We start from the raw sequence: 11,534 nt of genomic DNA, 5'->3' as shown, positions 1-11,534 counted from the left end.
GCTGAAGGATGCGCAAAGCGGCGCGCGTCTCAGCCAGCCTTCTGCTTCACGAACAGTTCTGCCAGTTCGCCGCTCTCGTACATTTCCATCATGATGTCCGAGCCGCCGACGAACTCGCCATCGACATAAAGCTGCGGAATCGTCGGCCAATCCGAATAGGCCTTGATGCCTTGGCGGATGCCCTGGTCCTGCAACACGTCGACGCTCTCGAACTCGACTTCGAGATGGTTGAGGATCGCGATCGCGCGGCTGGAGAAGCCGCACTGCGGGAACAGCGGGCTGCCCTTCATGAACAAGACGACGGGGCTGGCTTTGACCACTGCGTCGATGCGGGCGTTGGTGTCGTCGGTCATATCTTGGGTCATCTCTGGGTCCTCAGGAAATTGCGGTGGTAAGCTGAAGCGCGTGCAGCACGCCGCCCATGCGGCCACCGAGTGCGGCATAGACCGCCTGGTGCTGCTTCACGCGGCTCATGCCAGCGAAACTCGGCGCGACGACCTTTGCGGCATAATGATCGCCGTCACCGGCGAGATCGGTGATCTCGACCTGCGCATCGGGGATCGCGTCGCGGATCATCGTCGCGATATCGTCGGCAGCCATCGGCATGTTATTGCGCCTCCAGCAGCTGGCGACGGGCCTCGATCATCTGCTGCGCGAGAGCGCGGCGGACGGTCGCCTCGTCATGGTCGAGCCCGGCCGCGGTCAGATCGCCGACCAGTTTGCGGACGACGTCGTCATCGCCGCCGCCCTCCATGTCGGCATGGACCAGCGCGGTCGCATACGCATCGGTTTCTTCGGGGGTCAGCTTCATCTCGTTCGCAGCCCAACCGCCAAGCAGGCGATTGCGACGCGCGGTGATGCGGAACGCCATTTCCTCTTCGCGCGCGAAATTCGCCTCGCTGGCGCGTTCGCGATCGTCGAATGTGGTCATTGCGCAGGTCCCCGTTCAGTCTCGTACTCCGGCCTGAGATAGGTCGGCGACCGCCCGCGCGCAATAATCACCGCTGCTTCGGCGGGTTGCGGTCAGCCGACCTCGACCACCAGCTTGCCGATCGCGCCGCGCGCGGCCATCTTCGCGATCGCCTTGCCGCCATCTTCGAACGCGAATGTTTCGGTCACGCGCGGCGCGATCTTGCCTTCTGCCCACAAGGCGAAAAGCGTTTCGATGTGCGCTTGGTTGGCTTTCGGATCGCGCGCGGCAAACGCGCCCCAGAAGACGCCGCAGACGTCGCAGCTTTTGAGCAAAGTCAGATTGAGCGGCAGACGCGGGATACCGGCAGGGAAGCCGACGACGAGGTACTTGCCCTCCCAGGCGATCGAGCGGAGCGCCGGCTCGGCATAGTCGCCACCGACCGGATCGTAGATTACGTGCGCGCCGTCGCGACCGACCGCTGCCTTGAACTGTTCGGCGAGCGCCTTGGACTGGTCCTTGTCGAACGGGGCACGGGCGTAGATCAGCGTTTCGTCGGCGCCGGCGGACTTGGCCGCGGCGGCCTTCTCCTCGGACGAGACCGCGGCGACCACCTTCGCGCCGAACGCCTTGCCGAGTTCGATCGCGGCGAGTCCTACCCCGCCGGCCGCGCCGAGCACGAGCAGCGTTTGCCCCGCCTTGATATGCCCGCGGTCGAGAAGTGCGTGGATCGTCGTGCCGTAGGTGAGGATCAGCGAGGCGCCCTCGGCAAAGCTGCGACCCTCGGGGAGGCGGTACAGTTTGGCGGGGTCGGCAATGACCTTCTCGCACAACCCGCCGTGACCGAGCATCGCGATCACACGGTCGCCGATCTCCCAGCCTGTCACACCCTCGCCGATCGAAGCGATCGTGCCCGCAATTTCACCGCCCGGTGCGAACGGGCGTTGCGGCTTGAACTGGTATTTGTCCTCGATGATCAGGACGTCGGGGAAGTTGATCGCGCAGGCTTTCACCGCGACGACGACCTGCCCGGGGCCGGCTACCAGATCGGGCAGCTCGACCATTTCCAGAGTTTCAGGTCCGCCGACTGCCTTCGACACCAATGCTCGCATACCCGCTCTCCACCGTCATCCAGGGGCGATTCGATGCGACCGCCTCCTCGAATTTCGAAATCTGGGTATCCCTTGCCAGCGTCAGGCCGACTTCGTCCAGCCCTTCCATGAGACACTGGCGACGGAAGGCGTCGAGTTCGAAGGTGAAGCGATCCTGGAACGGGGTAGTGACGGTCATCGTCTCGAGGTCAACGGTGACGATCTGGTCCTTGGCGACCTCAATCAGGCGGTCGATCGCTTCCTGAGGAAGCACGACGGGGACGATGCCGTTCTTGAACGCGTTGCCTGAGAAGATGTCGGAGAAGCTTGGCGCGATCACCGCGGTGATGCCCATGTCGGCGAGCGCCCACGCGGCATGCTCGCGGCTGGAGCCGCAGCCGAAATTATCGCCGGCAATGAGGATCGGCGACCCGGCATAGCGCGGGTCGTCGAAGATGTTGCCGGGTTGCGCGCGAACCGTCTCGAACGCGCCGCGGCCGAGGCCGGTGCGCGTGATCGTCTTCAGCCAGTGCGCCGGGATGATGACGTCGGTGTCGATGTTCTTCGCGCCCCAGGGATAGGCGCGGCCCGAGACGGTCGTGACCGGGGTCATCGCTGCTCCGTACGCTCCGGAACCACACGTGCCGATGCGACATAGGCCGCGACGCCGCTGAGCATTGCGCCAGCCGCCAGCAATACGAAAACCTTCTTCACGCTCTTTCCCCCATCAACTCTCTGACGTCACTCAGCTTACCGGTAACCGCCGCCGCCGCCGCCATTGCGGGTGATACCAGATGCGTGCGCGCTCCGGGACCCTGTCTGCCGACGAAGTTACGGTTCGACGTGGAAGCGCAACGCTCCCCCGCAGGGACTTTGTCCGGGTTCATCGCAAGGCACATCGAACAACCCGGTTCGCGCCATTCGAAACCGGCGGTGATGAAGATCCGGTCGAGCCCTTCGGCTTCGGCCTGGCGCTTGACGAGGCCGGAACCGGGGACGACGAGCGCGCGCACGCCAGTCGCGACATGGCGACCGTCGGCGATCGCTGCAGCGGCGCGGAGGTCCTCGATGCGGCTGTTCGTGCAGCTACCGATGAAGACGTGCTGGATCGTGACGTCGCGCATCGCCGTGCCGGCGGTGAGACCCATGTAATCGAGCGACTTCTGTGCGGCGGCCTGCTTGGCGGGATCGGCGAAGCTCGACGGTTCGGGGACGAATCCGGTGATCGGGACGACATCCTCGGGGCTGGTGCCCCAGGTTAGGCCGGGCGCGATATCGGCGGCGTCGAGCGTGACGGACTTATCGTAACGTGCGCCGGGGTCGGTCGCGAGGCTGCGCCACCAAGCGACGGCCTTGTCCCAGTTCTCGCCGGTAGGGGCCATCGGGCGGCCCTTCAGATAGGCGAACGTCGTGTCGTCGGGCGCGATCAGGCCGGCACGCGCGCCCGCCTCGATCGACATGTTGGCGATCGTCAGGCGACCTTCGATCGACATCTTACGGATCACGCTGCCGGTGAATTCGATGACGTGGCCGGTGCCGCCCGCCGCGCCGATCTTGCCGATGATCGCGAGGATGACGTCCTTCGGGCTGACGCCGAAGCCGAGTTCGCCGTCGACGCGGACTTCCATCGTCTTGGCCTGCGACAGCAGCAGCGTCTGCGTGGCGAGGACGTGCTCGACCTCGCTGGTGCCGATCCCGAACGCGAGCGCCCCGAGTGCACCGTGTGCGGATGTGTGGCTGTCGCCGCAGACCAGCGTGGTGCCGGGGAGCGTAAAGCCCTGTTCGGGGCCGACGACGTGGACGATGCCCTGCTCGATCGCGGTCGCGTCGATATAGTCGATTCCGAACTCGCTGGTGTTGCGGCGGAGTGCGTCGAGCTGCTGCGCGCTTTCGGGGTCGGCGATCGGCAGGACGCGGCCGGCGGCATCTTTCCGCGCGGTGGTCGGCAAATTGTGATCGGGGACGGCGAGCGTCAGGTCGGGGCGGCGGACTTTGCGGCCCGCCACGCGGAGGCCTTCGAAGGCCTGCGGGCTGGTGACTTCGTGGACGAGGTGGCGGTCGATATAGATCAGGCAGGTGCCGTCGTCGCGGCGTTCGACGACGTGCGCCGCCCAGATCTTTTCGTACAGCGTTTGCGGAGTAGCCATGATGGAGCGCGCGGTAACCGAAAAGGAATGCGACGCCAAGGTTCGATGTAATTTTCGGTCGCCGAGGCGGACGTGTGGTGCGATCGGGAGAAGATCGTTCGCCCGCTGCCCCCCTATCCGTCATGCCAGCGAAAGCTGGTATCTCGCGGTTTGGGTCGCGGTATCCGCCAACTGGGATACCCCAGCTTTCGCTGGGGTGACGGATTACCGGGGGACAGACTTCGGGGGTGACGGACTTCGGGGGTGACGGACTTTGGGGTGGGGCGAGTCTATCGCGCAGGCATCGCCTCGTTCAGGAACGCGACGCTGTCGGCGAGCACAGGGGCCTTGCCGCGGAACGGCTTCGAGAGCGCCATCGCGACGTTCTCATGGCTCAGACCGGGATAATCGATGTGAGTCACCGGCGCCCCAAGCGCCTTCAGCCGCGCGGTTAGGTTGATCGCGTTGTGCGGCTTGACCTGCGTGTCGTCGCCGGCGGTGATCAGCAGCATCGGCGGGGCGTCCGCCCGCGCGAAGTGGATCGGCTGGGTCATCACCGGGTCCGCCGCGCCCTGCATCGCGTCGATCGCGCGTTTCGCGGTGAAGGGGTAGAAATCGTAGGGCCCGCACAGGCCGACGGCGGCCTTGATGATGCGCGGGTCGACGCCTTCGGCCTTCAGCCAGCGTTGGTCGAGCGTCAGCATCGCGACGGTGTAGGCGCCCGCAGAATGGCCGGCGACGGCGATCCGGTTCGGGTCGCCGCCTGCCTCCGCGATGTGGTCGCGGGTCCATTTCACCGCTTCGGCGCCGTCCTGGAGGAAGGCGGGGAAACGGACGTCGGGCACTTTGCGGTAGTCGGGCATGATGACGACGTAGCCCGCCTTCGCATAGGCGCGGGCGGCGAACGCATAGGCGCCGCGCGAGCCGTGGACCCAGCCGCCGCCGTACCAGAAGATCAGCACCGGCAACCCGGTCTTCGCACCGCCGGATGGGCGCCAGACGTCGAGTTTCTGGCCGTGCGTGCCGAACGGGACGCCTTCGCGGATGCGCGCGGTGCCGCGACCGCCGCCCATGATGCCGTCGAGGACGCTGAGCGTGCCGGGGCCTGCGGTGAACGCCGTGCCTGCGATCAGGATCACGATCAGCGCTATGACGATCACGGCGCGGCGCATCAGCGGCGGAAGTCCGCGGTGATCGACCCGCAAGTCGCGAGGTCGGCCTCGTGGCTTTCCTCGCGCCATGTCTCGACGAGCGCGGTCGCCTCCCATTCGCGCATCGCCGGGTGGGCGATGATCCGCTCGACCCAGGCGAGCCCGGCCGGACCGACGTCGATCCCGTAGGTCCGCACGCGGAACGCCAATGGTGCATAGAACGCGTCGAGTGCGGTGAACTGCGCGCCTGCAAGCCAAGGGCCGCCGAACCGGTCGAGTCCCTCGCTCCAGAGTTCAGCGATTCGCGCGACGTCGCGGTCGAGCGCGTCGCTGCCGGGGGCGGCATTCACGCGGACGCCGACGTTCATGGTCCGCTCGTTGCGCAGCGCGGAGAACCCGCCATGCATTTCCGCCGTCGCGCAAATCGCCCACGCGCGCGTCGGCGTCGACCGGCCAGACGCCGTCGTGGCGCTCGGCGAGGTAGAGGACGATGCCGAGCGAGTCCCACACGGTTCGCTCGCCGTCGATCAGCACCGGCACCTGCCCGGTCGGTGAGAAGGTGCGGAACGCGTCGTAATTCACCGGCTCCAGAAACGGCTCGATCCGGTCCTCGAAGTCGATGCCGAGCGCCTTCATCAGGACCCAGGGGCGCAGCGACCAGCTCGAGTAATTGCGGTTCGCGGTGACGAGCGTGTAGCGCATCAGGCGGTGTAGCGCGCAGTGGTCTTCGCGGCGATCTCGTCCGCGGTGACGCCCGGCGCCATCTCGACCAGCGTGAACGGGCTGTCGTGATCGAGGCGCTGGAACACGGCGAGATCCGTGACGATCATGTCGACGACGTTCTTGCCGGTCAGCGGCAGCGTGCACGACGGGATGAACTTGGGGCTTCCGTCCTTGGCGGTATGGTCCATCACGACGATGATCTGCTTGACGCCCGCGACGAGGTCCATCGCGCCGCCCATGCCCTTGATCATCTTGCCCGGGATCATCCAGTTGGCGATGTCGCCGCCTTCGCTGACCTCCATCGCGCCGAGCACCGTCAGATCGATATGGCCGCCGCGGATCATCGCGAAGCTATCCGACGAGCTGAAATAGACCGACGAGGGGAGTTCGCTGATCGTCTGTTTGCCGGCGTTGATCAGGTCGGCGTCCTCCTCGCCCGCGTACGGGAACGGGCCGATCCCGAGCATGCCGTTCTCGGACTGGAGCGTGACGGTCATCCCCTCGGGAATGTTGTTCGCCACCAGCGTCGGGATGCCGATGCCGAGATTGACGTAATAGCCGTCCTTCAGTTCCTGCGCCGCGCGCGCGGCCATCTGGTTACGGTCCCAGGGCATCAGTGCATTCCTTCCTGGATGGTGGTGATGGTCGTGAATTGTTCGCGAAGTTCGGTGCCGACGCCGTCCACGATCGCCTGCAACGCGGCGTCCTCGTCGAGGCCCCAGGTGCCCGCATAGGCGCGCGCGGCGTGGCGGATCGTGTCGGCGAGGAGGTAGCCGAACACGGTCGGATCCTCGAGGATGCCCGCGTCGATCAGCACGTTGCTGCCGGCGCCGTTGGTGATCCAGATCCGCGCGACCTCGACCGATTCGCTGGTGAGTTGCGCGCCCTTGTCGAGCGCGATCGCGTTGGGGTGATTGGCGGGATGGTCGGCCACTAGCGTACGCCTCCTGTCGGGGCCCAGCGGACTGCTGGCGGGAATACCTCGTCGCGGTTGCCTTTCAGCGCGGTGCCGTAGACGGGGTTGGGCAGGACGAACCACCCTGCCCCCATCTGGCTGCGATCGCCGGCGACTGGACTGTTGCGCGACGGGCGGCGGGGGTCTGGCCAGCGTTGAACAGGTCGCTGAAGTCGCCGAGCTGGTCGCCGCCCATCGCGACGACGCAGTACCGCGCCGCGATCGTCGCGCGGCGGCCGTCCTTCTTCGAGCCCATCGCGTCGTCGCCTGCGAGGAACAGCGTCTCGCCGTGGCGGGCTGGGCCGAGGCCGGCGGCTTCGATCGTGGCTTCAGTCTGTGCGGCGTTGGCGGCGGAGCGGTTGGTGTTGAAGATCACGGTGACGCCCATCGCGCGGAGTTGCTTGAGTGCGGTGAGGGCGCCGGGGACGGGGGCGACCTGCTTGACGCCGGTGCGCTCCCAGTCCTGCCAGCGGGGATCGGACCAAGGTTGGCCGGAGGATGCGTCGTATTCGAAGCCGAGATTGAGGAGGATGGTTTCGTCGACGTCGAACACCGCGGCCTTTGGTTTTGTGCTGCAGGGGGTCCAGGCGGGGGCGGCGAGCGATGCGCCTTGGGCGAGGACGACGGAGGTTGGCGTGCGTTGCGTACGGACGTAGCCGACGAGCGCGTTCCAGGCCTGGATGCTGACCGCGGCAGCTTCGCCCGAGGCGTAGAGATACTGCATGCCTGCGGGGACGCCATCGACGGTAACGGGCGCGGAGACAGTTGGCGTGGCTGCGATCGAGGTCGGCGCGGAGACACTTACGCACCCCTGCAAAGCCAGTGCCCCTGCGAACGCAGGGGTCCAGGATACCAAGCGCCCCGCCCGCGACCCTGGGCTCCTGCGTTCGCAGGAGAACGGGGAGCGCTTGCGATCAACTATCAGGCTTGGCGTCATGCCGTCGCGCGCTCGCGGACGGTGCGGAATTCGATCTGCTTGTCGTAGGGTGCGCCGACGATCATCCGCTTCACGTAGATGCCCGGCAGATGGATCGTGTCGGGGTCGAGGCTGCCGACGGGGACGATCTCCTCGACCTCGGCAACGCAGATCTTCCCCGCGGTGGCCATCGGCTGGTTGAAGTTGCGTGCGGTCTTGCGGAAGATGAGGTTGCCGCTTTCGTCCGCCTTCCAGCCCTTGATGATCGCGAGATCGGCGCGGATGCCGCGTTCGAGGATGTATTCCTGGCCGTCGAAGACCTTCGTCTCCTTGCCCTCGGCAACCTGCGTGCCGACGCCAGTCTTGGTATAGAAGCCGGGGATCCCCGCCCCCCTGCCCGGCAGCGTTCGGCGAGCGTGCCCTGCGGGCAGAACTCGACCTCGAGCTCGCCGCTGAGATATTGCCGCTCGAATTCCTTGTTCTCGCCAACATAGGACGAGATCATCTTCTTCACCTGGCGCGAGCGGAGCAGTTTCCCCAGCCCCTGCCCGTCGATCCCGGCATTGTTGCTGGCGATCGTCAGGTCCTTCACCCCAGACGCCTCGATCGCATCGATCAGCCGCTCGGGGATGCCGCACAACCCGAACCCACCCGCACAGATCGTCATGCCGTCGAACAGCACGCCGTCTAGTGCCGTTGCCGCGTCGGTGTAGCGCTTGTTCGCCATGCATCCTCCTCAGGTCTTTAGCCTCGCATACGGCGGCGATGCTCGGTCGGCAACGTTGACTAGATCGACATCTTACGATCCTCCCCCGCAAGGGGGAGGTGTCGCCGAAGGTGACGGAGGGGGAGGTACGCGAAACGGCGGTTTCCCTTTCCTCCCCCTCCGTCTGGCAAGTGTCAGCCACCTCCCCCTGGCGGGGGAGGATACGGTAGCTTCAATACGCCAGCTTCAACCCCGGCCGCTGCCACCGGGTCTTCACCAGCCGCCCACTACCCGAGCAGGTGATGTACGCGTCCATGCCGTCCGCGCCACCCCAGCAGATGTTGGTCGTGAACACGTCGTCGGTCGCGACGAACTCGACCAGCTCCCCGCGGGCGAGATCACGCTGATCCCGCATTCGCCGATCGTTGCGACGCAGATGTTGCCGCATGCCTCGACGCCGAGCGAGTCGAAGAACTTGTAGCCGGCGGGGCGATAGAGCGGCGTGCCCGAGGCGCTGGCGACTTTGCCCGGTGCGACGATGTCGAACGCCATCAGGCGGCAGGTAAACGTCTCCGCCGCGTAGAGCCGCGTGCCGTCGGGCGAGAGGCCGATGCCGTTGGGGTTTTCGCTTGGGAAGATCACTTCCTTGAGATGGCTGCCGTCGGCCTTCGCGTAGAAGATGCCGGTGATGTCGCGGGCGCGGTCGCGCGATTTGCCGTGGTCGGTGAACCAGAACCCGCCGTGCGAATCGAAGACGATGTCGTTGGGGCCTCGCAGCGCGCAGCCAAAATCGCCGTCCTTGTAGAGGTTCTCGACCGCGCCGGTGGCGATGTCGATCCGCTCGATCCGGCCGCCCGAATAGTCGTCCGGCTGGCCGTGCGGGGTTAGGAAGCCGTTCGCCTCGCGCCATGCGAAGCCGCCATTGTTGCAGCAATACAGCTTGCCATCGGGGCCGATCGCCAGGCCATTGGGGCCACCTCCGGGTTCGGCAACTGTTGTTTTCGTGCCATCGGGTGAAACGCGGGAGATGCGGCCGGCTTCGATCTCGACGAGGATGACGCTGCCGTCGGGCATCGCCACCGGGCCTTCGGGAAAGCGCAAGCCGCTGGCGACGGTGGTGAATTCGGTCATGATCCTCTCCAGGCGAGTCGGGTTGGCTCCGACTTCGGCGCAAGCGTAGCCGCGTTGCGGCGCCACGCACGACGTTTCTCGACTTCGCGCGCAACCGGCGGCAGGATGCGGGGATGATCACACCACGCACCGGCGGCCGTATTCTGGTCGACCAACTCGTCGCACAGGGCTGCGACCGGATTTTCACCGTGCCGGGGGAGAGCTTCCTGGCTGTGCTCGATGCGCTGCACGACACGCCGGCGATCGATCTGGTCGTGTGCCGGCAGGAGGGCGGTGTCGGGTTCATGGCGTGCGCGGACGGGACGCTGACGCATCGGCCGGGGGTGGCGTTCGTGACCCGCGGACCGGGTGCGACCAACGCGTCGATCGGCGTGCATGTCGCGATGCAGGATTCGCAGCCGATGATCCTGTTCGTGGGCGATATCGACCGCGGCACGCGCGACCGCGAGGCGTTCCAGGAGATCGATTTCCAGGCGATGTTCGCACCGATCGCGAAGTGGGCGGCGCGGATCGACGATGCGCGGCGGATCCCGGAATATGTCGCGCGCGCCTATGCGACCGCGATGTCGGGGCGGCCGGGGCCGGTGGTGCTCGCGCTGCCCGAAGACATGCTGCTGGACATGGTCGACGCGGTCGATCGGCCGCGGGTCGAGCGGGTGGCGCAAGGATGTGACGCCGATACGATGGATTTGCTTGCCGATCTACTGACCACCGCCGAGCGGCCGGTCGCGATCGTTGGCGGCGCGGGCTGGGATGTCGCGGCGTCGGGGGCGTTCTCGACCTGGGCGGATCGTAACGGGATTCCGGTGGCGGCGGCATTTCGGCGGCAGGATGCTATTCCGAACGACTGCCCGGTCTGGGCGGGAAACCTTGGGTATGGGCCCAATCCGAAGCTGGTCGAGCGGGTCAAGGCGGCGGATCTGCTGCTGGTGGTCGGGCCGCGGCTGGGGGAGGCTACGACCGATGGCTATGCGCTGATCACGCCCGATCATCCGGGACAGCGGCTGGTCCATGTTCATCCCGATCCTGACGAACTGCACCGGGCGTACCGCGCGGATGTCGCGGTATGTGCGGGGATGGCGGAGTTTGCCGAGGCATTGCTGGTGGTCGACCTGCCGCCGCGGACTGCCGGGTCGGAGGCGCATGCCGAGTGGCTCGACTGGTCGACGCCGGCGCCGCGGGATCTGGTGATGGACTTGGGTCCGTGCGTGGCGGCGATGCGCGAGCGGCTGCCGGCAGATGCGATCATCTGCAACGGCGCGGGGAATTATTCGGGGTGGTGGCATCGGTATTGGGCGTATGCCGGGCCGGGTACGCAGCTTGCGCCGACTGCTGGGGCTATGGGGTTCGGGGTGCCGGCGGCGGTTGCGGCGTCGTTACGGCATCCGGAGCGGACGGTCGTGGCGCTGGCGGGCGACGGGTGTTTCCTGATGAACGGGCAGGAACTGGCGACTGCGGTTGCGCACGGGGCGGACATGCTGGTGCTGGTCGTGGATAACGGCGGGTACGGGACGATCCGGATGCATCAGGAGCGGGAGTATCCGGGGCGGGTGTCTGGGACGGCACTGCGCAACCCGGACTTTGCCGCGCTCGGGCGGGCTTATGGGTGCTGGACGGAGACGGTGACGCGGACGGAGGACTTTGCCGAGACGCTGGACCGGGCGATGGGGCGCGGCGGGGTGCGGATGCTGCATCTGGTGACGGATATCGAGGCGATTACCGCGGGGACTACATTGGCGAAGGTGCGCGGGGGCTGAGCTGTATCCAAAAGTGATGCCGAACGCTCGACACGAGCACCACCCCGGCGAAGGCCGGGGCCCAGTTG

10 protein-coding genes and 4 pseudogenes are annotated in these 11,534 nt (G+C 66.5%); 1 reads left to right on the top strand and 13 read right to left on the bottom strand.

Annotated elements, in window-relative coordinates; all coding sequences use genetic code 11:
* Positions 1-29 precede the first annotated feature (29 nt).
* From grxD to QP181_RS01120, 13 genes and pseudogenes are all read right to left on the bottom strand, one after another.
* Positions 30-353 (bottom strand): Grx4 family monothiol glutaredoxin, encoded by a 324-nt coding sequence (gene grxD, locus QP181_RS01180; RefSeq protein WP_132739603.1) that lies wholly within the window; start codon positions 351-353, stop codon positions 30-32.
* Between the two features lie 22 nt (positions 354-375).
* Positions 376-606, bottom strand: coding sequence for a BolA family protein (locus QP181_RS01175; protein WP_056420018.1), 231 nt, complete (start codon positions 604-606; stop codon positions 376-378).
* A gap of 1 nt (position 607) precedes the next feature.
* On the bottom strand, positions 608-931 hold the full coding sequence (locus QP181_RS01170; protein ID WP_132739004.1) for a DUF1476 domain-containing protein: 324 nt from the start codon (positions 929-931) through the stop codon (positions 608-610).
* 92 nt (positions 932-1,023) lie between these two features.
* Entirely contained in the window at positions 1,024-2,022 is a 999-nt protein-coding gene (locus QP181_RS01165) for an NADPH:quinone oxidoreductase family protein (protein ID WP_333927303.1), read from the bottom strand.
* Positions 1,985-2,614 (bottom strand): 3-isopropylmalate dehydratase small subunit, encoded by a 630-nt coding sequence (leuD, locus tag QP181_RS01160; RefSeq protein WP_333927302.1) that lies wholly within the window; start codon positions 2,612-2,614, stop codon positions 1,985-1,987. Before leuD ends, QP181_RS01165 begins: the two co-directional genes overlap by 38 nt.
* A gap of 97 nt (positions 2,615-2,711) precedes the next feature.
* Positions 2,712-4,148, bottom strand: coding sequence for a 3-isopropylmalate dehydratase large subunit (gene leuC, locus QP181_RS01155; protein WP_443027503.1), 1,437 nt, complete (start codon positions 4,146-4,148; stop codon positions 2,712-2,714).
* Positions 4,149-4,417: 269 nt separating this feature from the next.
* Positions 4,418-5,299, bottom strand: a complete 882-nt coding sequence (locus QP181_RS01150) for an alpha/beta hydrolase (RefSeq protein WP_333927301.1) — start codon at positions 5,297-5,299, stop codon at positions 4,418-4,420.
* Positions 5,299-5,980: pseudogene (locus QP181_RS01145) on the bottom strand (glutathione S-transferase family protein). The gene QP181_RS01150 and the pseudogene QP181_RS01145 overlap by 1 nt, the downstream one beginning before the upstream one ends.
* Positions 5,980-6,615, bottom strand: a complete 636-nt coding sequence (locus QP181_RS01140) for a 3-oxoacid CoA-transferase subunit B (RefSeq protein WP_333927300.1) — start codon at positions 6,613-6,615, stop codon at positions 5,980-5,982. The pseudogene QP181_RS01145 and the gene QP181_RS01140 overlap by 1 nt, the downstream one beginning before the upstream one ends.
* Positions 6,615-6,935: a DUF5076 domain-containing protein gene (locus QP181_RS01135; protein WP_333927299.1), complete on the bottom strand. Its 321-nt coding sequence runs from the start codon at positions 6,933-6,935 to the stop codon at positions 6,615-6,617. The genes QP181_RS01140 and QP181_RS01135 overlap by 1 nt, the downstream gene beginning before the upstream one ends.
* A pseudogene (locus tag QP181_RS01130) lies at positions 6,935-7,680 on the bottom strand (HAD family acid phosphatase). Before QP181_RS01130 ends, QP181_RS01135 begins: the two are co-directional and overlap by 1 nt.
* Positions 7,681-7,889: 209 nt before the next feature.
* Positions 7,890-8,599 (bottom strand): annotated as a pseudogene (locus QP181_RS01125) (CoA transferase subunit A).
* 211 nt (positions 8,600-8,810) lie between these two features.
* A pseudogene (locus QP181_RS01120) lies at positions 8,811-9,709 on the bottom strand (SMP-30/gluconolactonase/LRE family protein).
* A gap of 113 nt (positions 9,710-9,822) precedes the next feature.
* On the opposite strand from QP181_RS01120, the gene QP181_RS01115 reads away from it, so the two are divergent.
* On the top strand, positions 9,823-11,466 hold the full coding sequence (locus QP181_RS01115; protein ID WP_333927298.1) for a thiamine pyrophosphate-binding protein: 1,644 nt from the start codon (positions 9,823-9,825) through the stop codon (positions 11,464-11,466).
* Positions 11,467-11,534: the final 68 nt, after the last annotated feature.

Origin of the sequence: Sphingomonas sp. LR55, from assembly GCF_036856015.1 — a bacterium.
In the GTDB taxonomy this organism is placed as follows: Bacteria; Pseudomonadota; Alphaproteobacteria; order Sphingomonadales; family Sphingomonadaceae; genus Sphingomonas.
This window is presented reverse-complemented; position numbering and strand designations above follow the sequence as displayed.

What these genes read in the sequence shown, in the direction of transcription:
- QP181_RS01140 (WP_333927300.1), bottom strand. Translation starts at nt 6,615, where the DNA reads ATGCCCTGGGACCGTAACCAGATGGCCGCGCGCGCGGCGCAGGAACTG.
- leuC (WP_443027503.1), bottom strand. Translation starts at nt 4,148, where the DNA reads ATGGCTACTCCGCAAACGCTGTACGAAAAGATCTGGGCGGCGCACGTC.
- QP181_RS01170 (WP_132739004.1), bottom strand. Translation starts at nt 931, where the DNA reads ATGACCACATTCGACGATCGCGAACGCGCCAGCGAGGCGAATTTCGCG.
- QP181_RS01165 (WP_333927303.1), bottom strand. Translation starts at nt 2,022, where the DNA reads ATGCGAGCATTGGTGTCGAAGGCAGTCGGCGGACCTGAAACTCTGGAA.
- leuD (WP_333927302.1), bottom strand. Translation starts at nt 2,614, where the DNA reads ATGACCCCGGTCACGACCGTCTCGGGCCGCGCCTATCCCTGGGGCGCG.
- grxD (WP_132739603.1), bottom strand. Translation starts at nt 353, where the DNA reads ATGACCGACGACACCAACGCCCGCATCGACGCAGTGGTCAAAGCCAGC.
- QP181_RS01175 (WP_056420018.1), bottom strand. Translation starts at nt 606, where the DNA reads ATGCCGATGGCTGCCGACGATATCGCGACGATGATCCGCGACGCGATC.
- QP181_RS01115 (WP_333927298.1), top strand. Translation starts at nt 9,823, where the DNA reads ATGATCACACCACGCACCGGCGGCCGTATTCTGGTCGACCAACTCGTC.
- QP181_RS01150 (WP_333927301.1), bottom strand. Translation starts at nt 5,299, where the DNA reads ATGCGCCGCGCCGTGATCGTCATAGCGCTGATCGTGATCCTGATCGCA.